The sequence below is a fragment of the Galbitalea soli genome, from assembly GCF_010686725.1.
Lineage (GTDB): Bacteria > Actinomycetota > Actinomycetes > Actinomycetales > Microbacteriaceae > Galbitalea > Galbitalea soli.
Genome location: NZ_JAAGWZ010000001.1, coordinates 563303 through 585582, shown reverse-complemented (window position 1 = coordinate 585582; position 22280 = coordinate 563303). Strand labels below are relative to the sequence as shown.

Here is a 22280-nt window from a genome sequence, read left to right as displayed (position 1 = left end):
GTCAGCGCAGCGTCTCGCCGATCGATCCGATCACCGCATCGAGCGGGGTGCCGGAGGCGTCGCGTTTGGCGCCCCGTGACGGCAGGGTGCGGGGCGCGCCGTCCGCGGCGACCGCGGCCGCGGGATCCGTTCCGGCCCAGGCCAGGAGCAGGGCATCCTCGCCCTTGAGCAGGCTGTGCGATCGCACGCCGCCGGTGGCGCGGCCCTTGCCAGGGAACTCGTCGAAGGAGGACACCTTGGCCCGCCCGGGGTCCGTTCCCGGGAGCGCATCTGATCGGCCCGATACGGTGACCACGACCGCGTCGTCGCCCGCCGCCACGGCACCGAAGAACAGCACGCGAGCGGAAGCGGAGAGGTTGATGCCCGCCATTCCGCTCGCGCTGAGACCCTGGGGGCGCACCGCCGCGGCCGAGAAGTGCAGCAGCTGGGTGTCGGAGGAGATGAACACGAGTTCGGCCTCGTCGCTCGTCTGCGCGACGCCCACGACCTCATCGCCTGGCTTAAGCGAAATGATCTCCACCTCGGGCTTCGCGGGGTAGCCACCGGGTGCGACGCGCTTGACGACGCCCTGCGCGGTGCCGAGCGCGACCGCGGCGTCGGAGTCGAGCGAGACGAGTCCCAGCACGCGTTCCTTCTTGTCTGCCAGCGCGAGGTAGTCGCTGATGCGCGTCCCCGCGGCGAGCTGCAGCGAACTGCTGGGCACCGATGGGAGGTCGACGGCCGTGAAGCGGATGAGCCGCCCACGGTTGGTGACCGCTCCGATCTCGGTGCGGCTCGTGGTCACGAGCGACGCACGTATCGCGTCGTGCTTGCTTCGGCGACGGGCGACGGAGGACTCGGCGTCGCCCTCGCCCAGGTCGACGCGAACGGCGCGCCCCGTCGTCGACAGATACACCCGGCACGGCGTGTCCGCGATCTCGAGAACGGGTGCCGTGCGGGAGGACCGCGAGGCCGTTGCGACCGACGGACGGGCCTCCGTGAGCAGGGTGCGGCGCGGCGTGCCAAAGCGTTCCGCAGCATCCTCGAGTTCGTCCGAGACCAGAGCGCGCAGGCGGGCCGGGCTGGCGAGGATCTCCTCGAGTTCCTCGATCTCGCGATGCAGCTGATCACGCTCCGCTTCGAGCTCGATACGGCTGAATCGGGTGAGGCGTCGCAGCCGCAGTTCGAGGATGTACTCCGCCTGCACCTGACTGAGGTCGAAGACCTCGATCAGTCGGGTTCGCGCCTGTTCGCTGTCATCGCTCGTGCGGATGACCTGAATGACCTCATCGATGTCGAGGATCGCGATGAGCAGCCCCTCGACGAGATGCAACCGTTCGCGCTTGCGGGCGAGCCGGAACGCGCTCCGACGGGACACCACCTGGAGGCGGTGGTCGACGTAGACCTGAAGGAGCTCCTTGAGCCCGAGGGTGCGCGGTCCGCCGTCTACGAGGGCGACGTTGTTGATGTTGAAGCTGTCCTCGAGCGGCGTCAGTCGATAGAGCTGTTCGAGTACGGCCTCGGGGCTGAATCCGGTCTTGATCCCGATCACGAGACGCAAGCCGTGCTTCCGGTCGGTCAGGTCGGTCACGTCGGAGATGCCGCTCAGCTTCTTGGAGCCGACTCCGTCTTTGATCTTCTCGATGACCTTCTCGGGGCCGACGAGGTAAGGCAGCTCGGTGACGACCAACCCGGACTTCCGCGCCGAGATGTTCTCGACGGTCACCTTGGCTCGCGTCTTGAACGCGCCTCGGCCCGTGGCGTAGGCATCCCGGATGCCGGCGAGGCCGATGATCGTACCTCCGGTCGGCAGATCCGGCCCGGGCACGAACTCCATGAGTTCGTCGAGCGTCGCGTCCGGGTGCTCCAGGAGGTGGCGTGCCGCACCGATGACCTCGATCAGGTTGTGCGGCGCCATGTTCGTCGCCATGCCGACAGCGATTCCGCTGGCGCCGTTGACGAGCAGGTTGGGGAAGGCGGCCGGGAGCACCTCGGGCTGTGTCAGCTGATTGTCGTAGTTGGGCACGAAGTCCACGACATCCTCATCGAGACCGTCGGTCATCGCGAGTGCGGCGGCCTGCAGCCGTGCCTCGGTGTAGCGCGGCGCAGCGGGGCCGTCGTCCAGCGAACCGAAGTTGCCGTGCCCGTCGATGAGGGGAACCCGCATGACGAAGTCCTGCGTGAGTCGCACCATCGCGTCGTAGATCGAGGCGTCGCCGTGGGGGTGCAGCTTGCCCATGACGTCGCCGACCACGCGGGCCGACTTGACGTGCCCGCGGTCGGGGCGCAAGCCCATCTCGGTCATCTGGAACAGGATTCGCCGCTGGACGGGCTTCAGGCCGTCGCGCGCGTCAGGCAGGGCACGCGAGTAGATGACCGAGTACGCGTATTCGAGGAATGAGCCCTGCATTTCGGCGGAGACATCGACGTCCTCGATGCGCTCGCCCTGGAACTCGGCGGGAGGATTTTCGGGAGTAGCCATAAGATTGCCCCCATGCTACCGGCGCCCCTCGCAGACCGGCCGAGCCTTGCCGACGTGTTGCCGGGTTTGCTCTCCGCGGTCACGGGGGAGCCCAATCGGCTCGCGCTCCCGACCGCCTCGAAAGGCGTCGTCGTGCTGGTCGACGGGCTGGGCACCGCCGCGCTCAAGGCCCGTCTCGGCCACGCCCGCACGCTGGGTGCCGCACTGGCCGCGGGGGGAGCCTCGATTCAGTCCGGGTTCCCCACGACGACGGCCGCCGCACTCGCGACGCTGACGACGGGCACGCCACCCGGGCAGCACGGACTGGTCGGCTACTCCGTGCTCGACGCCGACAACGATCGCGTCGTCAATCAGCTGACGGGGTGGGATGACCGGCTCGACCCCCTCACCTGGCAGCGTGAGGCGACCGTGTTCGAGCGGGCGCGCGCGGCGGGTCTGCGAGCGACGGCGATCGGTCCCGAGCGCTATCGGGACTCGGGGTTCACTACCGCCGTCCTGCGGGGTGCGGACTACGTCGCGGGCGCGCGGATCGCCGATCGAGTGAGCGCCGCACTGGACTGGCTCGCCTCACCCGGCGACGGCATCCTGTATCTGTACGTTCCTGAACTCGATGTCGCCGCCCACGCGAGCGGGTGGCAATCGCCGCAGTGGACGACGCGGCTCGAGGAATTCGACGGGGCGCTCCGAACCCTCGTGGCCGGAGTTCCGCGCGACGCAGGAGTGCTGGTCACCGCCGACCACGGCGTGGTCGACGTTCCGGCGTCGGGCCACCTGATCATCGAGGCGGGGTCCGATCTGCTCGACGGCGTGAGGTTCATCGCGGGCGAGCCGCGCTGCCTTCAGCTCCACGTCGAGCAGACCCTCTCCGCGGCGGACCGCGACGCGCTGGTGCAGCGCTGGCGAGACTCCGAGAGCTCCCGCGCCTGGGTGGCCACGCGCGCGGAGGCGATCGACGCGGGGTGGTTCGGCTCCGTCGACCCCGCGGTGCTGCCGCGCATCGGTGACGTGATCGTTGCCGCCCGCAAGGCGGTCGCGTATTACGACGAGAGCCCACTGGCGCAGAGGGGTCGATCGATGGTCGGCCAACACGGCTCGTGGTCGACCGAGGAGGCGCGCGTGCCCCTGCTGCGGTTCGGGGCCTTCGCGAGCTGAGTGTCAGGCCAGGTCGTCGTCGGAGCGGGCCCCGAACACGATCTCGTCCCAACTCGGCATCGCCTGACGGCCCTTGCGGCCGGACTTCTGCTGCGCGCCGGGGAGGCTGGGTTGTGGTGCGGTCTGCGCCGCGCTGTCGGTGCGGTCGGCGTCGAGATCGAGCGGAATGTCGACGAGGCGGATCCCGCCCGTCGAGGGGTGCTGCGGCGACGGGACGCCGGTCACGTCAGAGTCGAAGTTGGCCGACTCCCGCTCGCCCCGTCGACGTCGCAGCGCCTCCAGCAGGTCGGCGGTCTGGTTGTTGGGTTCGGACGCGTCGTCGCGAGGTGCCTGAGCGGCGCGCGGAACGGCGTCGAGGCGGGTCCGGGGATCCGGCGCGTCGGCATCGATGAGGTCGAAGGCGCCGCTGTCGAACCTGCTCTGATCAGGGGTCCGTTCATCCGGCCCGACCGCGCGCAGACGCGGGATGAGCGCACCCGTCGCCTCGCCTTGCTGAGACAGCGTGATGGCCTCGCCGTTGGCGGGATCGAGCGCCTGCTTGCGCGGGTCGAACCGCCAACGCGCATCGTGATCGATCTGCGACGCGGTGAAGGCCAGCTTCACCGTCCAGCCCGAGTCGTCCTTCCAGCTCGCCCACCGCTCGCCGGTCGCGCCGAGGTCGGCGAGACGGTCGCGGATGACCGCCCCGAACGTCGACCCACCGACGAGTGGATCCACCTCGAGGGCCGTGTGCACGGGGACCGCGAGCGCCGAATCGATGACGTACTGGCGCTCGGCCAGCACGGGGCCCTCGAACTTCTGCACGTAGTCGAGCGAGACACCGGTCGCGGATGCGACCTCTTCGGCCGACATTCCGCCGCGGATCTGCGCCTGGATCTCCTTCGGCGCGACCTTCCGACCGACGCCGGGGTCGGGAGCGACCTGCCGCAGCCGTGACTGCAGCACTTCGTCGATGGCGATCCTGAATCGGGTGCCGTCTTCCGCGGCGACGAGAAGTCCGCCGTTCTCTACTCCGATGACACGTAGGTCCTGCATGAAAAGCCCTCCGGCTGTCGCTGTTCCTGCCTAAGCGTGCCACGCGAATAGGCCTATCCACGGGAATAGCGCGGGCGTGCCGCGAGTTACATCGTCGGCGCGCTCAGGGGGTCGTGACCGGGGTTTGCTATTGACCTCGTATTCATGCAAACTGTGCGCGCCGATTTCGATATAAACAATTCGCAAAAGAAGTGGATGGGCATGGCAACCGATTACGACGCACCCCGCAAGACCGACGATGACTCCGAGAGCATCGAGGCCCTGAAGGAGCGCGTCCCGGACAAGATGTCGGGTCAGGTCGACGTCGACGACGCCGACAACCCGGGCAGTTTCGAGCTCGCGGGGCAGGATCTGTCCGATCTCGATCTCGACGTGGTCGTGCTGCCCCCGCAGGCCGACGAGTTCACCTGCGTGAGCTGCTTCCTCGTGAAGCATCGCTCGCAGCTCGATCACGAGGAGAAGCTCGGGCCGATCTGCGCGGAGTGCGCCGCGTAGGGTCGAACGGCGGAAGCGGTCGCGGTCAGGCGCGAGTTCTGGCGGCCTCGACCGCGCGCACGATCGCCTCGGGGTCGCGGGTCGAGATCAGCCAGTAGGGCGTCGGATCCGACTCGTCCTTCACGACGACTTTCACCACGGGTTTGATCCAGCCGCGGATCACGAGCCAGGCGCGGGCATCCAATTGGGGCCCGCGCTCTTTCGTTGCCGCCGCGCCGCGGTACGCGGTCACCTCGCCGACGTTCGTGAGCGGCAGTCGCGCGCGACCCGCCACGAACTCGTCCGCGGTGATCGCGATGCTGGGGGAGGCGAGCACGAGGAATCCCGCCGCACCGAGGTAGAGCACCGCGGCGACGACGACGCCGGCGGTCTGGTTGATGGGCAGGAACACGAGCAGGCTCGCCGGGATCAGCAGGAGAATCATGATGAACACCCAGGGCCCCGGCAACAGCCGCTCGCGGTAAATCGACATGTCTCTATTCGATCAGACTTCTGCACTACCCTCGACACGTGGCTGAAGCGATCGAGGTTCTCATCTCCTCCGGGCAGATTCCCACCTACTCGCACCCCGGGGATGCCGGCGCCGATCTGCACTCCGCGGAATCCCTCGTGATCGGTCCGGGGGAGCGCGCGACCGTGGGAACCGGGGTCGCCATCGCCCTCCCGGACGGCTACGCCGGGTTCGTGGTTCCCCGCAGCGGGCTCGCCGCCAAGCACGGCATCACGATCGTGAACAGCCCCGGAACGGTCGACGCGGGCTATCGCGGCGAGATCCGGGTCACCCTCTTGAACACCGACGCGACCGAGCCGTACGCGATCGCGGTCGGTGACCGGATCGCGCAGCTCATCGTCCAAGCGGTGACGAGGGTGCGATTCATCCCGGTCGAGCGCCTCCCGGGCAGCCATCGCGGAGCCGCGGGCTTCGGTTCGACCGGCTACGCCGCCGAGGCCGAGCGGGCGACATCATCCACTGCATCAGCGAGCACTCATGAGGAGATCACGACGTGACCGACAGCGACATCGCCCGCAGCGACGCGGGGCAGACCGAGCCGGCCGAGGAGCCGAAGTCGGCTCCGGCTGATCGCGCGACGGCGGGACCCCTCGACGAGAGCGAGGCGAACGCCGTCCGACCCTACGTCGATCTCGGCGGCGTGAAGATCGTGCCGAGGCCGGAGCTCCAGCTGCGCTTGGAAGTGGAGGAGGGCACGAACCGCGTCGTCGCGGTCGGAATGGACTACGCCGGCTCCACGCTGCAGGTGCAGCCGTTCGCGGCGCCACGGTCGAGCGGTCTGTGGACCGAGATCCGGCGGCAGATCGTCGACCAGATCCACAAGCAGGGGGGAACCACCCGCACCGCGGAGGGCCCGTTCGGACCGGAGGTTCTCGCCGAGATCCCCGCGGGAGCCGGTCAGCCCTCGCGGCTCGTGCGATTCGTGGGCGTCGATGGACCGCGCTGGTTCCTTCGCGGGGTCATCTCGGGCGACGGCACGGTCGACCCGGCCGCCGCTGCGCAGATCGAGGACCTGTTCCGCAGTGTCGTCGTCGTGCGCGGGGGTACGCCGATGCCCCCGCGCGACCTCATCCCGCTCCACATGCCGGTCGCGTCCGACGGGTGAACCATGGCTGAGCAGCCCAACGACGAGCGCAACTCCGACGAGTCTTCGATTCCATCGCTCTCGGATGCCCTGGCCGCCGCTGCCCGCACGAGCGGGATCGCGCGCCTGACACCGGGCGAGACCCCGACCGCGGGAGCTCTTCTCGGCGCCCTGGGCGGCATTCGGGGACTGGTGGAGTCGGTCCTCCCCGGCTTCGGATTCCTCGTGCTCTACACGCTGACGCATGACCTTCTGATCTCGGTGCTCATCCCGGTCGGGCTCGCCCTCCTCTTCGTGGTCGCCCGTGCGGGGACTCGCTCTCCGATGACGCAGGCGATCGCCGGGGCGGTGGGCATCGCGCTCACCGCGGTGCTCGCGCTCGTGACGGGCAAGGCGGAGAACAACTTCCTGCCGGGCATCCTGATCAATTCGGTCGTGCTCGTGATCTTCGTGGGCAGCATCGTCGCTCGCTGGCCCCTGGTGGGAGTCTTCGTCGGGATCCTGACCGGGGAGGGTTTCGCCTGGCGCAGCGACCCGGCGAAGCGGCGCGCCCTGACCCTCGCGACCTGGGTGTGGGTCGTGCCCAGCGTCATCCGGGTGGGCCTCGAGGTGCCGCTGTATCTGGCGCGCAACGTCGAGGCGCTGGCGGCGACGAAGCTGCTCACCGGCATCCCGCTCTACGTGGGTTCGCTGTGGGTGACCTGGCTGCTCGTGCGCGCGGTGTACGCCCCGCGCGAGCAGAGCGGCGTACCCGACGAGGCGGCGTCGCCGGATGCGGCCGCACCGTCGGAATGATGCTAGCTTTATCTTGATATCAAGATACTTTCTCCGTTGACAGTCGACGGGGACGAGGCGCCGAAAACCTGGCTGAGGCTTAGGCTTGCCTTGCTAGCCGACCGCCCGCGTGGTCGGGAGTATTGAGTCAGGTCAGCAAGGGAGACGGCAATGGCGGCAGTGGACAGTTTCGGCGCGAAAGACAGCCTGACAGTCGGTTCGACCGACTACGAGGTGTTCCGCGTCGACAAGGTACCCGGGTACGAGAAGCTTCCCTTCAGCCTGAAGGTGCTGCTCGAGAACCTGCTGCGCACCGAGGACGGTGCCAACGTCACCAAGAGCCAGATCGAGGCGCTGGGCTCATGGGTGCCGACCGCGGAGCCCGACACGGAGATCCAGTTCACTCCGGCCCGCGTCGTGATGCAGGACTTCACCGGTGTGCCCTGCATCGTCGACCTCGCCACGATGCGCGAGGCGGTCGCCGAACTAGGGGGAGACCCGACCAAGATCAACCCGCTCGCGCCCGCCGAGCTCGTCATCGACCACTCCGTCATCGCCGATCTCTTCGGCACCGAGAACGCGCTCGAGCGAAACGTGGAGATCGAGTACGAGCGCAATGGCGAGCGGTACCAGTTCCTCCGATGGGGCCAGACGGCGTTCGAGGACTTCAAGGTCGTCCCGCCGGGCACCGGCATCGTGCACCAGGTCAACATCGAGTATCTGGCCCGTGTCACCTACACGCGCACCGTCGGCGGCGTGCTTCAGGCCTACCCCGACACCTGCGTGGGCACCGACTCGCACACGACCATGGTCAACGGCCTTGGCGTACTCGGCTGGGGCGTCGGCGGAATCGAGGCGGAGGCGGCCATGCTCGGGCAGCCGGTCTCGATGCTGATCCCGAAGGTCGTCGGCTTCAAGCTCTCGGGAGCCATCCCGACCGGAGTCACCGCGACGGACGTCGTGCTGACCATCACCCAGATGCTGCGCAAGCACGGCGTGGTCGGCAAGTTCGTCGAGTTCTATGGGCCGGGCGTCGCTTCGGTGCCGCTCGCGAACCGCGCCACGATCGGCAACATGAGCCCGGAATTCGGGTCGACGGCCGCGATGTTCCCCATCGACGACGTCACCCTCGACTACCTGCGCCTCACCGGCCGCAGCGAGGAGCAGGTCGCCCTCGTCGAGCAGTACTCCAAACTGCAGACCCTCTGGCACGACCCCGAGACCGAGCCGGTCTACAGCGAGTACCTCGAGCTCGACCTCGCGACCGTGGTGCCGTCGATCGCCGGGCCGAAGCGGCCGCAGGACCGCGTCGAGCTCTCGAACGCGAAGTCCCAGTTCGAGAAGGATCTCGAATCGTACGCCTCCGACTCGGACTCCTCCGCGGTCGACGACGCGGTGGAGGGCACCTTCCCGGCCTCTGATCCGGTCGGATTCACCGCGCAGGATGAACAGTCCGCCCATCAGCGCTCGCTCCGTCACGCCGCTCACGCGCCGCGCACCGCATCGCACCCGACCGAGGTCGTGCTGGGCAGTGGCGAGGAGTTCGTCCTCGACCACGGGGCCGTCGCCATCGCGGCGATCACCTCCTGCACCAACACCTCGAACCCCTCCGTCATGCTCGCGGCCGGACTTCTGGCCCGCAATGCCAGCCAGAAGGGCCTCAAGTCCAAGCCCTGGGTGAAGACGACGCTGGCACCGGGGTCGAAGGTCGTGACCGACTACTACGAGAAGGCCGGGCTCACCGGATACCTCGAAGACCTCGGCTTCTACACCGTCGGCTACGGGTGCACGACGTGCATCGGCAACTCCGGTCCCCTCATCGACGAGATCTCGGCCGCGGTCAACCAGAACGACCTCGCGGTGACCGCGGTCCTCTCCGGCAACCGCAACTTCGAAGGCCGGATCAACCCGGACGTGAAGATGAACTACCTCGCCTCGCCGCCCCTGGTGATCGCCTACGCCCTCGCGGGGTCGATGAACTTCGACTTCGACCACGACCCCCTCGGCACGGGCTCCGACGGCAACCCGGTCTACCTCAAGGACATCTGGCCCGACGCGGCCGAGGTGCAGGCGACGATCGACTCCTCCATCGATACCGGGATGTTCACGCACGAGTATGCCGGCGTGTTCGACGGTGACGAGCGGTGGCGTTCGCTCCCGACACCGACGGGTGCGACCTTCGAGTGGAGCGCGGAATCGACGTACGTGCGCAAGCCGCCGTACTTCGACGGCATGACGCTCCAGACCACGCCGGTGACGAGTTTCTCCGGGGCGCGTGTGCTCGCGAAGCTCGGCGATTCGGTGACCACCGACCACATCAGCCCGGCGGGCTCCATCAAGGCGGACAGCCCGGCGGGCAAGTACCTCGACGAGCACGGGGTCGACCGCAAGGACTACAACTCCTACGGCTCGCGGCGGGGAAACCACGAGGTGATGATTCGCGGAACCTTCGCGAACATCCGCCTGAAGAATCAGCTCCTGGACGGGGTCGAGGGCGGCTACACCCGCGACTTCACGCAGGAGGGCGGACCCCAGTCGTTCATCTACGACGCGAGCCAGCACTACCAGGCCGCGGGCATCCCGCTCGTGATCCTGGGGGGCAAGGAGTACGGCTCCGGGTCGTCGCGCGACTGGGCGGCGAAGGGCACGAGCCTGCTCGGCGTCAAGGCGGTCATCTCGGAGAGCTTCGAGCGCATCCACCGATCGAACCTCATCGGCATGGGCGTGCTGCCGCTGCAGTTCCCCGCAGGCGAGAGCTGGGCATCCCTGGGACTGGACGGGACGGAGATCATCTCCATCTCCGGAGTGGAAGAGCTCAACGAGGGACGCACCCCCAAGACGCTGCACGTGGTGGCCGAGCCGAGCGACGCGTCGCCCGCGGGCAAGGCGACCGTCGAATTCGACGCCGTGCTCCGGATCGACACCCCCGGTGAGGCCGACTACTACCGGAACGGCGGCATCCTCCAGTACGTGCTGCGCAGCCTGGTCTGACCGGTCGCGAAATCTCCTGCGGCTCACACTCGGATTGCTCGGATAGAGTCTGAGTGTGAGCCTGCTCGAGACCATCAGGGGTCCACGCGACCTGGACGCGCTGACCGATTCCCAGCTGGCTGAGCTGTCGGCCGAGATTCGCGAATTCCTCGTGCGCGAGGTATCGAAGACGGGCGGCCATCTGGGGCCCAACCTGGGCGTCGTCGAATTGACGGTCGCCATCCACGCGGTGTTCGATTCGCCCCGCGACGCGATCGTGTTCGACACCGGGCATCAGAGTTACGTCCACAAGCTGCTCACGGGGCGCCAGGACTTCAGTCGGCTTCGTCAGCGCGGAGGTCTCGCCGGGTATCCGCAGCGCTCGGAGTCCGAGCACGACATCGTCGAGAGCTCGCACGCCTCGAGCTCGCTGAGTTGGGCCGACGGGATCTCCCGCGCCTTCACGATGACGGGACAGGATGACCGCCACGTGGTCGCGGTCGTCGGCGACGGCGCCCTCACAGGTGGCATGACCTGGGAGGCGTTGAATAACATCTCCGATGACAACTCCCGCCGTCTCGTCATCGTCGTCAACGACAACGGTCGCTCGTACGCGCCCACGATCGGGGGCATGGCGCGCTTCCTGAACACGGTCCGCACCCGACGGACCTACCGCAATCTGCATCTGTCGAGCCGAAACCTCTTCAGCCACCTGGGTGCCCCGGCGCGGGCGTTCTACCGCGGCGTGCGCGGCGGCCTGCACGGATTCCTCTCTCGCTTCACCAACAACGAGGCGCTCTACTCCAACCTCGACATCAAGTACATCGGTCCGGTCGACGGGCACGACATCCCCGCGATGAAAGAGGCGCTGGAGCAGGCGAAGCACTACGGCGCCCCCGTCATCGTGCACGCGATCACCCAGAAGGGCCGCGGCTACGAGCCCGCCCTCCACGACGTCGCCGACCAGTTCCATGCTGTCGGACAGATCGATCCCGAGACGGGGGAGCCCGTTGAGGTGGCGAGTCGGCCGTCGTGGACCTCGGTGTTCGCCGACGAGATCGTCCACATCGCCGACGAAGACCCCCGGATCGTGGGGATCACGGCCGCGATGCTGAGGCCCACTGGACTGCACCGCTTCGCCGAGAAGTACCCCGCACGGGTGTTCGACGTGGGCATCGCGGAGCAGCACGCGGTCACCTCCGCCGCCGGGCTCGCGTTCGGTGGGCTGCACCCGGTCGTCGCCCTCTACGCGACCTTCATCAACCGGGCCTTCGATCAGGTGCTCATGGACGTGGCGTTGCACCGCGCCGGCGTCACCTTCGTGCTCGACCGCGCCGGCGTCACCGGACCGGACGGCCCCAGCCACCACGGCATGTGGGACCTCGCGATTCTCCAGGTGGTGCCGAATATCCGACTCGCGGCGCCCCGGGACGCGACCCGACTGCGCGAGGAACTGCGAGAGGCGGTGGGGATCGAGGATGCGCCGACGGTCATCCGCTTCTCGAAGGGCGAGGCGGGCACCGAGTTCGATGCCGTCAGACGAACCGGCGACGGAGTCGATGTCCTTCGGGAAGCGGCCCACAAGGACGTTCTGATCGTGACGGTGGGTCCGATGGCGGGGCTGGGTCTCCAGGTCGCCGAGCGACTCGCCGCGCAGGGGATCGGCGCGACCGTCGTCGATCCGCGATGGGTCGTGCCGGTTCCCGCCAGTATCATCGAGTTCGCGCGTGAGCACCGGATCCTCGTCTCCATCGAGGACGGCGTTCGCGTCGGCGGAATCGGAACACGGATCCGCCAGGACCTGCGCTCCGCGGGCGTCGACACGGCGGTCACCGAGCTCGGGCTCCCCGACGAGTTCCTGCCGCATGGTTCGCGGGCGGAGATCCTCGACCTGGTCGATCTCACCCCGCAGAAGATCGCCCGTGACTTGATCGCTCAAGTGCTGGGCAGCCGAATCCCGGTGGCGCGTCCGCTGCCGGAGGACTCGGGGCGCACGATCGAGGCGCCGCTCGACTCCGAGGAGCGCTAGAGCCGCGCCTCGCGCACCATATCGAGCAGCTCGGCGAGCGGCCCCTTCACGAACGGCAGGCGCGTGAGCGGGATCAGGGAGCCGAGCAGCCGGGATGCCCGGCTCGCGAGGCGCCTGCTTCGACGTTGATCGGGGGAGGCGTCGTACACCCAGTACAGCGCGAGCCCCATGAACGCCATCCAGAGCAGTTCCGGCAGCTGTTCGCGCAGCGCGGCCGGGATCGTGTTGCTCGATCCGTCCACGACGTCGCGGAACAGCGCGATCGCCATCTCGCGGGGCGCCGCGGAATCGGGGCCGAAGGGGTTGACCGCGGAGGTCGGTGAGATCGCGGCCTGCAGGAAGCCCGGCGCCGAGTCGTGGTAGGGGGCCAGGGCGTCCAGCCCCGCGAGAAGCGCGATCTCGAGCCGCGAGGCGAAATCGGTGGTCGAGCGGAGCGCGGCCGCCACATTCTGTCGGTGCTCGGTCTGCACACGGAGGTACAGTTCTTGTACGAGGTGGTTCTTGGTCGGAAAGTAGTAGTACGCGTTCCCGACGGAGATTCCCGCCTCGCCGGCGATGAGCCGGAGTGTGGTCTGCTCGTATCCCCGTTCTCGGAACGACGCGAGCGCGGTCTCCGTGATCTTCTGTCGAGTCAGTTCGCTCTTGCCCATTCGACGACTCCCTCACTGAACCGGGTCATTCCATGATTATTGAACATGTTCAATAAATGTACAAGGCCCCGCATTTGACTTCGAGCGCACTCTAGGTTTTAGCCTGAGGTCATGTCACTCCTCGAGGCCGCCGGCCTCTCCATCTCCGAGGCGGCCGAGAGAACCTCCCTCACGGTCCACACTCTGCGCTACTACGAACGGGAAGGTCTCATGCTCGGGCCGGTGGATCGGTCGTCATCGACCCATCGTCGCTACTCCGAGGCAGACATCACCTGGGTCGTCTTTCTCAGCAGACTCCGCTCGACGGCCATGCCGATCGCCCGGATCCGTGAGTACGTCGCTCTCGTCCGGCGAGGAGACGACACCACCCAGGAGCGTCTGGCACTGCTGACAGCGCATCGCCAGACGGTGCTGGCCACCCTCGACGAGGTTCGCACCAGCCTCGCCGCAATCGACTACAAGATCGCCGCTTACAGTAAAGGAAACCCCGTTTCATGATGAAGACAATCACACTGGGACCGGACCTCCGGGTCTCCCGCCTCGGCCTCGGCTGCATGGGAATGTCGGCCTTCTACACCGGCGCGGGGCGCGACGACACCGCCTCGATCGCGACGATCCACCGCGCCATCGACCTCGGCGTCACCTTCTTCGACACGGCCGAGATGTACGGCCCCTATGAGAACGAGAAGCTCCTCGCGCGGGCCTTGCGGGGGCGACGCGACGCCGTGGTGATCGCGACGAAGTTCGGCACGATCAATCACGACACGGGTGAGCGGATGCTCGACGGCAGCCCGGCCAACGTGCGGTTCTCCGTCGAGGGGTCGCTGCAGCGCCTCGAGACCGACCACATCGATCTCTACTACCAGCACCGCATGGATCCCTCGGTTCCGATCGAGGACACGGTGGGCGCCCTCTCCGACCTCATCCAGGAGGGCAAGATCAGGCGCTACGGCCTGTCGGAGGCCGGGGCGGAGACGATCCGTCGGGCGCACGCCGTTCATCCGGTGACGGCGCTCCAGTCGGAGTACTCGCTGTGGACGCGCGATCCGGAGGGGGAGATCCTGCCGCTCCTGCGCGAGCTCGGCATCGGCTTCGTGCCCTACTCGCCCCTCGGCCGCGGGTTCCTCACCGGCACGATCCGCACGCTCGACGCGCTCGACGAGAGCGACTTCCGGCGGGCGAATCCCCGGTTCGCCGGCGAGAACCTCGCGACGAACATCCGAATCGTCGAGGTGGTCGACCGGGTGGCGGCCGACGCGGGAGTGACGGCCGCACAGGTCGCGCTCGCCTGGCTCCTGGCCCAGGGCGACGACATCGCGCCCATCCCGGGCACCAAGCGCGTCGAGCGACTCGAGGAGAACGTCGCGGCGGATTCCGTGACGCTCACCCCTGAGCAGCTCGGCGCTCTCGACGCGCTGGAGGCACCGGTCGGTGACCGGTACCCCGATATGAGCGGTATCGGCCGCTGAGTTACTCGACACCCCGGATCAGCGGCGTGTGGAAGGTGCCGCCGAAGGCACGCTCCGACGCCCCGACCCGGTCGAGGTAGGGAGTCAGCCCGCCCATCTGGAACGGATACCCCGCGCCGAGAATGAGGCAGAGGTCGATGTCTTCGGCGGCCTCCACGACGCCGTCGTCGAGCATCCGCTTCACCTCGTCGGCAAGCCCGTCCTCGATGCGGAGTCGCAACTGCTCGCCCGTCATGGGCGTGGTGCCCCCGGACACGATCGCCACCGCCTTCTTGTCGTAGCCCTTGATCGCGCCTTTGCTGTCGCGCTCGAAGATGTGACCGAGCTCGGCGAGTGCGTGGAGATTGGGGCTGTCGAAGAACCGATCGGGGAAGGCGGCGTGGTGGGTGTCCAGCACGTGGGCGCCCACCTTGAGCCCGACGAGCTCGAGCAGTTCGAACGGCGTCATGGGGAGCCCGAAGGGCTGCACCGAGCCGTCGACCACCGCGAACGGCGTTCCGGTGTCGACGGCGTGCATCGCCTCGCCGAGCACTTTGGCGAGGATGCGGTTCACCACGAACCCCGGGGTGTCCTTCGTGATCACCGCGTTCTTGCGGAGTGCGGCCGCGGTGACCATCGCGGTCGAGAGCGTCGCATCGTCGGTCAGCGGCGTGCGAACGACCTCGATGAGCGGCATGACCGCCACGGGGTTGAAGAAGTGGAAGCCGACGAGCCGCTCCGGGTGCTCGAGTTTCGCGCCGATCTGCTCGACGGAGAGCGATGAGGTGTTCGTGGCGAGAACCGCGGTGGGCGACAGGTACTTCTCGATCTGCGCGAAGACCTCCTGCTTGACCTCCAACTCTTCGAACACCGCCTCGATGACCCAGTCGCAGTCGGCGAAGTGCGCCCTGTCGGTGGTTCCCGTGACGAGGGCGGTCAGCCGGTTCGCCTCATCGCCGGAGATGCGCCCCTTGGCGCGCAACTGCTCGATCTCGCGGTGGATGGAGGCGACACCCTTGTCGACACGGGACTGATCGAGGTCGGTGATCACGACGGGCACCCGCAGGCGCCTCACGAACAGGAGCGCGAACTGGCTCGCCATGAGCCCGGCTCCGATGACGCCCACCTTCGTGACGGGCTTCGCGATCGCTCGATCGGGTGCGCCCGCGGGGCGCTTCGCCCGCTTCTGGACCAGGTTGAAGGCGTAGATGCTCGCCTTGAACTGGTCACCGGAGATGAGATCCGCGAGCGCCTCGTCCTCGGCGGCGAACCCGGTCTTCCGATCCGTGTTCTTCGCCGCCTTGAGCAGATCGAGTGCCACATAGGGAGATTTCGCGACCGTGCCGATGCGGTTCTGGAGCATCTTCGTCGCGATGCCGATCGCCACATCCCACTTGACCGCGCGTTCGAGCCGCCCCGGCGCGTTCGGGCGCTTCACGGTGATCGTGCCCGAGACCACCCCGTCGGCCCAGCGGATGGAGTCCTCCAGGAAGTTCGCGGGATCGAAGATCGCGTCGGCGATACCCAGATCGAACGCCTCCTGACCTTTGAGCGTGCGGTTGTTCTTGAGGGGATTCTCGACGATCACCTTGAGGGCGTTCTCGATGCCGATGAGGTTGGGCAGGAGCCAGGCGCCACCCCATCCCGGGATGATCCCGAGGAAGACCTCGGGGAGGGCGAGCGCGGCGATGGAGCGGTCGATCGTGCGGTAGTCGGCGTTGAGACCGATCTCCACGCCACCGCCGAGGGCGAGACCGTTGATGAAGACGAAGGACGGAACGCCGAGCTCGGCCTGCTTGCCGAGCACCTCGTGACCGAGCTGCGCCATCTGCTTCGCGACCGTCCTGCTGGGGATATCGCTGACCTTCGACAGGTCGGCACCCGCAGCGAGGATGAACGGCTTGCCGGTGATCGCGACCGCGGCGATCTCACCGCGCGATGCCCGCTCCTTCTGTGCGTCGAGTACGTCGCCGAGCTCGAGCAGGGTCAGCGGACCGAGCGTCGAGGGCCGCGTGTGGTCGCGCCCGTTGTCGAGGGTGATGAGCGCGAGGGTGCGCCCCGCGGAGAGCGGAACATCCCTGACGAACGAGTGGGTGATGACCTCGTCGTCGGCGAGTGCCCGGAGGCCGTCGTAGCGATCGGTCATCACTTCTTCCCCTTGCTGCGCTTGCCCGTGTAGTGCGGGTTCTCCCAGATGACGGATCCGCCCTGTCCGAGCCCGATGCACATGGCGGTGAGCCCGTAGCGCACCTCAGGATGCTCTTCGAACTGCCGGGCGAGTTGGATCATCAATCGCACGCCCGATGAGGCGAGGGGATGACCGAACGCGATGGCACCGCCCCAGAGATTGACGCGGGGGTCGTCGTCGTCGATCCCGAAATGGTCGAGGAGGGACAGCACCTGGACGGCGAACGCCTCGTTCAACTCGAACAGTCCGATGTCGTCGATCGTGAGTCCTGCCTTGCGCAGGGCCTTCTCGGTGGAGGGCACCGGGCCGATCCCCATGATCTCGGGCTCGACGCCCGCGAAGGCGAAGCTCACCATCCGCATCTTGGGCGAGAGGCCGAACTCCTTGGCGGCGTCGGCGCTCGCGATGATGCTCGCGGTGGCACCGTCATTGAGGCCGGATGCGTTGCCGGCGGTGACCCGGCCGTGCGGGCGGAACGGTGTCTTCAACCCTGCCAGACCCTCGAGAGTGGTCTCGGGGCGCAGCGCCTCGTCACGGGTCGCGAGGCCCCAACCGGATTCGCTGCGGATCGCGACGGGCACCAGATCCGGCTGGATCTTGCCGTTCTCGTAGGCCGCCCACGCCTTCTGCTGGCTGCCCATCGCGAAGCGGTCGGCGCGTTCCTTGGTGAGCTGGGGGAACCGGTCGTGGATACGCTCGGCGGTGTTGCCCATGTTGAGGGCGTCCGCGCTCACGAGCTTCTCCGACAGGAACCGGGGATTGGGGTCGGCACCGAATCCCATCGGGTGGCGGCCCATGTGCTCCACGCCGCCGGCGATCCCGATGTCGTACGCCCCGAAGGCGATCGCGCCCGCGATGGTGGTGACCGAGGTCATCGCACCCGCGCACATCCGGTCGATGGCGTATCCGGGTACCGACAGCGGGAGACCCGCGAGGATCGCGGCGGTACGGCCGAGCGTGAGACCCTGATCGCCGCTCTGCGTCGTGGCGGCGATGGCGACGTCGTCGATGCGATCACGCGGGATGCTGGGGTTGCGCTCCAGGAGTCCGATCATGGCCTTCACCACCAGATCGTCGGCCCGGGTGTTCCAGTACATCCCCTTCTCACCGGCTCGTCCGAACGGGGTACGAACCCCGTCGACGAAGACGATCTCAGCTCTCTCGGCCACTTTGCCTCCCACAGTCTCTCGTTCGTTGTCGATCCTAAGCACCGCATCCGGGGCTCAAAATCCTTTGACTGTTCCTACGAATCGGGCTCGGAAGGCTCCTGCGCGATTTGGCTGGCTTCGACAAAGGCCGTCGTGATCACCTGTGCAGTAGCGTCAACCTGCCAGGGCCGGGCACCCATCTCGACGAGGGCGCTTTCGATGCTTGCGAGGTCGATCGTTTCGGGCGGCGTCCAGCAGAGCCGCCGCAGCAGCTCCGGGGTCAACAGGTTCTCGACCGGCACGCTCAGTGCGTCCGCCACCGCGGTCACCGCCGATCGCGACGCCTTGAGACGACGGTCGGCCGCGGGGTTCTTGTCGGGCCAGGCGCGGGGCGGGGGAATGGTCTCGCCGCCGGGCCTGAGCACGGGGATGTCGGTGGTGGCGAGGCCGGCCTGGATCGCATCCCACCATCGGTCGATCTGCGACCGGCTGGCACGGCCGGTGAACTCCTTCATGGCGACCAGCTCGCGCTTGCTCGCGGGGAGCACCCGCGCCGCCGCGACGAGCGCGGAGTCGGGGACCAGTCGCCCGGGCGCGGTGTCGGACTCGCGGGCGTAATCGTCGCGGGCCTGCCACAGCTCCCGCGCGACGGCGAGGTTGCGGGTGCCCTTGATCGAGTGCACACCGCTCAGGCGTCGCCACGGCTGATCGCGAACGGGCTTGAAGTCGCGAGCGAGCACGGATTCGAACTCCTGCGCGGCGATCTCCGTCTTGCCCGCCTCCTCCAGAAGCCGGCCCATCGCCTCGCGCAGGTCGACGAGCAGTTCCACGTCGAGCGCGGCGTAGACGAGCCAGGCCTGAGGCAGCGGTCTCGTCGACCAGTCGGCCGCCGAGAACTCCTTCGCGAGGTGCACGCCCAGCAATTCCTCGACGACGGTGCCGAGTCCGACGCGGGGGAGTCCGGCGAGACGGGCACCCAGTTCTGTGTCGAAGAGACGGGTGGGATTGAGCCCCACCTCACGCAGGCACGTGAGATCCTGGCTCGCCGCGTGCAGGATCCACTCCTCCGCCTTGATCGCGTCGTCGAGCTCCGAGAAATCGCCGATCGCCGGCGGGTCGAAGAGGAAGGTGCCCGCGCCGCGCCGATAGATCTGAATGAGATAGGCGCGCTGCGAGTAGCGGAAGCCGGATGCCCGCTCCGCATCGATCGCGATCGGCCCGTGGCCCCCCGCGATGGCGGCGACGGCAGCGAGGTATTCCTCACGGGTGTCGATCACGCCAACGGTCTCGTGTGGCGCCTGGACGGCCGGTGGGGTGGGCGCCGATTCTGCGCTACTCACGCCCTGCTCGGTGCGACGACAACAGACTGACTCCTTCGATCACCGGGGGCAGCCCGGCCAGCATGCACAACAACTCACTCCAGCCTTCCACATGTGGGCCCAGCTCGTCGTCGGTTGGTGTCCAGGATGCGCGCAATTCCAACAGCGCGCCATCCCCCTGTTCGGCCAGCTCGCCGAAGCCGGTGGAGAGGATCTTCGTCGCCGTGCCGGACGCGGCGATGTACTTCGCTCCTCGGTCATCCAGCGCATCGACGAGCCACGACCAGGCGACGTCCGCCACGAATGGATCGACCCCGATGTCGGTCTCGAGGGGGGCCTGCGCGAAGCACACCACCCGGAACACCCCGCCCCAGGCCTCCGGGGCGGCGGGGTCGTGCAGGAGCACGAAGCGCCCGGTGCCGAGGGGAGAGTCGACGCCGTGCACGGCAGGCGTGACATCGGCGGCGAGAGCGAGCGAATAGGGCGCCAGGTTGCCGGGCGCGGGGATCTCGGTGATCGTGAGCTCGGGGCGCGTCTGTGCAGCCGTCATCGAAGCCGTGGCCGCCTCGAACGCCTGCGGCGCTGCCGCTCTCTTCGGTGTCTCGGGCACGAGTGAAGGTTAGGCTGGTTTGGTACCGATGCGCCCGAGGCTCGCCGTTCACGGCACCCGTGCATCACCGACACGAGGGGGGATGAATGGCGCGCTCGACGATCTCGACGGCGCGGCTGCTCGTCGCCTCGGCACTCACCCTCGGCGCGGTCGCGCTCGTCGGCACCGTCGCCGCCGCCGCGTTCTCCGTCGCCGTCGCGCGCCGGGTCGTGACCCCGAGCAAGCGCCGGGTCGAGGATATCCGGATCATCGGTGTCACCGAGACGACCATCACCCTCGCCTCGACCCCGGACTCCCGACTGCCCGGCACCTACAGCTTCTGGTTCGCGCGCGGCTCCGGCCATGCGAAGCTCGGCCCGATCATCGACCAGACCCCCGCGACGGTGACCCGGGAGTTGATCGGTGTCGACTTCGGCGACCTGGCCGGATCCGAGCGCGGCTACCTCGCGGGATGGGTCTATCTGTCGCCGGCGGAGCTCGGGGTTCCCTTCGAGGAGGTCGCCATTCCGACGGAGCTCGGCGACGCACCGGCGTGGTCGGTGCCGGCGGCGAGCGACAGCGGCCGTTGGCTCATCGCGGTTCATGGCCGAGGGGTCAAGCGCGCTGAAGGACTGCGCGCGGTCGAGGTGGCGAGGCGCTGCGGGTATCACTCGCTGCTCATCTCCTACCGCAACGACGGCGACGCCCCGCGGAGCCTCGACGGTCGCTACGGACTCGGAGACACCGAGTGGCGGGACGTCGACGCGGCGATCGGCTACGCGGTGGAGCACGGGGCGACGGAGGTCGTGCTCATGGGCTGGTCGATGGGCGGGGCGACGGTGTTGCAGGCCGCCACGCGGTCGGAGCGGCGGTCGGTCATCCGCGGCCTCATCCTCGAGTCGCCCGTCGTCGACTGGGGCGCGACGCTCGCCTACCAGGCCTCCTTCCTGCGGATCCCACGGCCGGTCGGCAGGGTTGCCGAGGAGCTGATCACGCAGTCGTGGAGCGCCCCTCTCACCGGCCAGGCCGAGCCGATCGATCTCGCCCGCCTGGACTTCGTCACGCGGGCCTCGGAGCTCGAGATCCCGGTGCTGCTCCTGCACAGCATCGACGACGGTTTCGTGCCCGCGGACGCGTCGCGCGCCCTCGCCGCTGCCCGCCCCGACATCGTGAGCTACGAGGAGTGGACCGTGGCACGCCACACGAAACTCTGGAACTACGACTCCGAGCGCTGGAACGCCGCGATCGGCAGTTGGCTCAGCCGGCTGTGAGCCGCCAGCGCGCGTAGACCCCGCTCGCGTCGTCCACCATGAGCTGGGCGAGCGCCAGCGGGAGCGCGTCGAACTCGGTGCCGCCGAAAATGGGCACGCCGGCGCCGTTCAGCGTGGGGCTGGTCGACAGGCACAGTTCGTCCACGACTCCTCCCAGCAGCAGGTGTCGCGCGAGCTGCGGGCCGCCCTCGCTGACGAGGGAGGCGTAGCCGTTCGCCCGTAGCGCCCCGACGATGTCCGCGGCGGCGAGCCATCCGTCGGCGTCGGGCACGGGGATGATCTGCGCCTCCGCCACGCCCACCGTGGTGCGCGCGCGCTCGGCCGCGGCCGCCGGGCACAGGATCAGGAGCGGGCCACGCGGGCCCCCGCTCGTGATTCGATGCCCGCTCAGCTCACCCGTGCGCGTGACGACGGCGAGCGCGGCGGCGCGCGGCACGAAGTACCCCTCTGCGCGTACGCTCGAGGCCCCGACGACGACGGCGTCCGCGAGACCGCGGATCACCCCCAGGAGCACCCGGTCGGCACCGACGGTGATCGACTCGCTCGTGCCATCGCTGCCGGTGGCGCTTCCGCTCACGCTCGCGACGAGGTTGAGTCGGAGCCAGTCGGCGCGGGGTGGGCGGTAGAGCTCGGCGAGCCGGCTTCGCGAGTCATCCCAGGAGAGCTCGATCGGGTCGGGCGGGCCGGGGAACACCCGGGTGAGGATCACGCGGCCGTCTTGCTTCGCACCTGGTGCTTGGTGCGGGCGAGCATCCCCGTCATTCCCCGGATCCGCAGGGGACTCACCGCTTCGGTCAGCCCGAGGTCGCTGGGGAAGTCGTCGGGGAGGGCGAGCACCTCGTCGACCGAGAGCCCGGCGAGACCCTGCACGAGGATGGAGGCGAAGCCGCGGGTCGTCGGCGCTTCTCGGGGTGCCGTCGCGTAGAGGTGAACGATCGACTCGTCGTCGACCTCGACAAAGATGAAGACGGGAGACTGGCACTCCTCCACCCGCTCCAGAAGGTCGGGGTGATCGCGGTACCGCTCCGGCATCTCGGGCAGCTCGTTCGCGAACTCCAGCAGAAGCTGCAGCCGGTCAGGCAGTTCCAGCTCGTGGAAGTCCGCCCGGATCTCGGCGAGGGCGTCGGGAAGCGCGGTCACGCGCGGCACCGTCCCA

General features: G+C 68.3%; 20 protein-coding genes. 10 read left to right on the top strand and 10 right to left on the bottom strand.

Going from position 1 to position 22280, the window contains the following annotated elements:
• Window position 1 precedes the first annotated feature (1 nt).
• A complete protein-coding gene (locus G3T37_RS02745) occupies window positions 2–2461 on the bottom strand; it encodes a DNA gyrase/topoisomerase IV subunit A (protein ID WP_163471936.1) in 2460 nt (819 codons plus the stop codon).
• A 54-nt stretch (window positions 2462–2515) separates the two neighbouring features.
• On the opposite strand from G3T37_RS02745, the gene G3T37_RS02740 reads away from it, so the two are divergent.
• Window positions 2516–3613: an alkaline phosphatase family protein gene (locus G3T37_RS02740; RefSeq protein ID WP_338401155.1), complete on the top strand. Its 1098-nt coding sequence runs from the start codon at window positions 2516–2518 to the stop codon at window positions 3611–3613.
• A 3-nt stretch (window positions 3614–3616) separates the two neighbouring features.
• On the opposite strand, the gene sepH is transcribed toward G3T37_RS02740, so the two are convergent.
• A complete protein-coding gene (sepH, locus tag G3T37_RS02735) occupies window positions 3617–4648 on the bottom strand; it encodes a septation protein SepH (protein ID WP_163471934.1) in 1032 nt (343 codons plus the stop codon).
• 201 nt (window positions 4649–4849) lie between these two features.
• On the opposite strand from sepH, the gene G3T37_RS02730 reads away from it, so the two are divergent.
• Window positions 4850–5143 (top strand): DUF4193 domain-containing protein, encoded by a 294-nt coding sequence (locus tag G3T37_RS02730; protein ID WP_163471933.1) that lies wholly within the window; start codon window positions 4850–4852, stop codon window positions 5141–5143.
• Between the two features lie 25 nt (window positions 5144–5168).
• Here the strand turns inward: G3T37_RS02730 and G3T37_RS02725 are convergent, their stop codons facing one another.
• Window positions 5169–5615 carry a DUF3093 domain-containing protein gene (locus G3T37_RS02725; RefSeq protein WP_163471932.1) on the bottom strand — a complete coding sequence of 149 codons (447 nt, stop codon included), beginning with the start codon at window positions 5613–5615 and terminating at the stop codon, window positions 5169–5171.
• A 38-nt stretch (window positions 5616–5653) separates the two neighbouring features.
• Here G3T37_RS02725 and dut point away from each other — a divergent pair, with 38 nt between their 5' ends.
• From dut to dxs, 5 genes are all read left to right on the top strand, one after another.
• A complete protein-coding gene (gene dut, locus G3T37_RS02720) occupies window positions 5654–6151 on the top strand; it encodes a dUTP diphosphatase (RefSeq protein WP_163471931.1) in 498 nt (165 codons plus the stop codon).
• Window positions 6148–6759, top strand: coding sequence for a DUF3710 domain-containing protein (locus tag G3T37_RS02715; RefSeq protein ID WP_163471930.1), 612 nt, complete (start codon window positions 6148–6150; stop codon window positions 6757–6759). Before dut ends, G3T37_RS02715 begins: the two co-directional genes overlap by 4 nt.
• A gap of 3 nt (window positions 6760–6762) precedes the next feature.
• The gene (locus G3T37_RS02710) at window positions 6763–7533 is read left to right on the top strand and encodes a DUF3159 domain-containing protein (RefSeq protein WP_163471929.1); all 771 of its coding nucleotides are present in this window, start codon (window positions 6763–6765) and stop codon (window positions 7531–7533) included.
• A 150-nt stretch (window positions 7534–7683) separates the two neighbouring features.
• Window positions 7684–10503 (top strand): aconitate hydratase AcnA, encoded by a 2820-nt coding sequence (acnA, locus tag G3T37_RS02705; protein ID WP_163471928.1) that lies wholly within the window; start codon window positions 7684–7686, stop codon window positions 10501–10503.
• A gap of 55 nt (window positions 10504–10558) precedes the next feature.
• Complete coding sequence (dxs, locus tag G3T37_RS02700; RefSeq protein WP_163471927.1) at window positions 10559–12511, top strand: 1-deoxy-D-xylulose-5-phosphate synthase; 1953 nt, start codon at window positions 10559–10561, stop codon at window positions 12509–12511.
• Here the strand turns inward: dxs and G3T37_RS02695 are convergent.
• The gene (locus tag G3T37_RS02695) at window positions 12508–13161 is read right to left on the bottom strand and encodes a TetR/AcrR family transcriptional regulator (protein ID WP_163471926.1); all 654 of its coding nucleotides are present in this window, start codon (window positions 13159–13161) and stop codon (window positions 12508–12510) included. The two genes, dxs and G3T37_RS02695, sit on opposite strands and share 4 nt — an antisense overlap.
• Before the next feature lie 111 nt (window positions 13162–13272).
• On the opposite strand from G3T37_RS02695, the gene G3T37_RS02690 reads away from it, so the two are divergent.
• A complete protein-coding gene (locus tag G3T37_RS02690) occupies window positions 13273–13659 on the top strand; it encodes a MerR family transcriptional regulator (RefSeq protein WP_163471925.1) in 387 nt (128 codons plus the stop codon).
• On the top strand, window positions 13659–14630 hold the full coding sequence (locus tag G3T37_RS02685) for an aldo/keto reductase (protein ID WP_163472558.1): 972 nt from the start codon (window positions 13659–13661) through the stop codon (window positions 14628–14630). Before G3T37_RS02690 ends, G3T37_RS02685 begins: the two co-directional genes overlap by 1 nt.
• Before the next feature lies 1 nt (window position 14631).
• On the opposite strand, the gene G3T37_RS02680 is transcribed toward G3T37_RS02685, so the two are convergent.
• The 4 genes from G3T37_RS02680 to G3T37_RS02665 all read right to left on the bottom strand — a co-directional run bounded on the left by G3T37_RS02680 (window position 14632) and on the right by G3T37_RS02665 (window position 19874).
• Window positions 14632–16755, bottom strand: a complete 2124-nt coding sequence (locus G3T37_RS02680; protein ID WP_163471924.1) for a 3-hydroxyacyl-CoA dehydrogenase NAD-binding domain-containing protein — start codon at window positions 16753–16755, stop codon at window positions 14632–14634.
• Window positions 16755–17966: an acetyl-CoA C-acyltransferase gene (locus tag G3T37_RS02675; protein ID WP_163471923.1), complete on the bottom strand. Its 1212-nt coding sequence runs from the start codon at window positions 17964–17966 to the stop codon at window positions 16755–16757. Before G3T37_RS02675 ends, G3T37_RS02680 begins: the two co-directional genes overlap by 1 nt.
• A 74-nt stretch (window positions 17967–18040) precedes the next feature.
• Entirely contained in the window at window positions 18041–19222 is a 1182-nt protein-coding gene (locus G3T37_RS02670) for a ribonuclease D (RefSeq protein ID WP_338401154.1), read from the bottom strand.
• Between the two features lie 55 nt (window positions 19223–19277).
• Window positions 19278–19874 carry a DUF3000 domain-containing protein gene (locus G3T37_RS02665; RefSeq protein ID WP_338401153.1) on the bottom strand — a complete coding sequence of 199 codons (597 nt, stop codon included), beginning with the start codon at window positions 19872–19874 and terminating at the stop codon, window positions 19278–19280.
• Between the two features lie 86 nt (window positions 19875–19960).
• Between G3T37_RS02665 and G3T37_RS02660 the strand changes: the two genes are divergently transcribed.
• Window positions 19961–21124 (top strand): alpha/beta hydrolase family protein, encoded by a 1164-nt coding sequence (locus tag G3T37_RS02660; RefSeq protein WP_163471920.1) that lies wholly within the window; start codon window positions 19961–19963, stop codon window positions 21122–21124.
• On the opposite strand, the gene G3T37_RS02655 is transcribed toward G3T37_RS02660, so the two are convergent.
• Window positions 21111–21833, bottom strand: a complete 723-nt coding sequence (locus G3T37_RS02655) for a dihydrofolate reductase family protein (protein WP_163471919.1) — start codon at window positions 21831–21833, stop codon at window positions 21111–21113. The genes G3T37_RS02660 and G3T37_RS02655 overlap by 14 nt on opposite strands.
• A complete protein-coding gene (locus tag G3T37_RS02650; RefSeq protein ID WP_422110964.1) occupies window positions 21830–22273 on the bottom strand; it encodes a SufE family protein in 444 nt (147 codons plus the stop codon). The genes G3T37_RS02655 and G3T37_RS02650 overlap by 4 nt, the downstream gene beginning before the upstream one ends.
• Between the last annotated feature and the right edge of the window lie 7 nt (window positions 22274–22280).

Coding starts and splice junctions, on each gene's coding strand:
- G3T37_RS02745 (WP_163471936.1), bottom strand. CDS start 2,461: ATGGCTACTCCCGAAAATCCTCCCGCCGAGTTCCAGGGCGAGCGCATC.
- sepH (WP_163471934.1), bottom strand. CDS start 4,648: ATGCAGGACCTACGTGTCATCGGAGTAGAGAACGGCGGACTTCTCGTC.
- G3T37_RS02730 (WP_163471933.1), top strand. CDS start 4,850: ATGGCAACCGATTACGACGCACCCCGCAAGACCGACGATGACTCCGAG.
- G3T37_RS02725 (WP_163471932.1), bottom strand. CDS start 5,615: ATGTCGATTTACCGCGAGCGGCTGTTGCCGGGGCCCTGGGTGTTCATC.
- G3T37_RS02710 (WP_163471929.1), top strand. CDS start 6,763: ATGGCTGAGCAGCCCAACGACGAGCGCAACTCCGACGAGTCTTCGATT.
- acnA (WP_163471928.1), top strand. CDS start 7,684: ATGGCGGCAGTGGACAGTTTCGGCGCGAAAGACAGCCTGACAGTCGGT.
- G3T37_RS02695 (WP_163471926.1), bottom strand. CDS start 13,161: ATGGGCAAGAGCGAACTGACTCGACAGAAGATCACGGAGACCGCGCTC.
- G3T37_RS02690 (WP_163471925.1), top strand. CDS start 13,273: ATGTCACTCCTCGAGGCCGCCGGCCTCTCCATCTCCGAGGCGGCCGAG.
- G3T37_RS02685 (WP_163472558.1), top strand. CDS start 13,659: ATGAAGACAATCACACTGGGACCGGACCTCCGGGTCTCCCGCCTCGGC.
- G3T37_RS02680 (WP_163471924.1), bottom strand. CDS start 16,755: ATGACCGATCGCTACGACGGCCTCCGGGCACTCGCCGACGACGAGGTC.
- G3T37_RS02660 (WP_163471920.1), top strand. CDS start 19,961: ATGGCGCGCTCGACGATCTCGACGGCGCGGCTGCTCGTCGCCTCGGCA.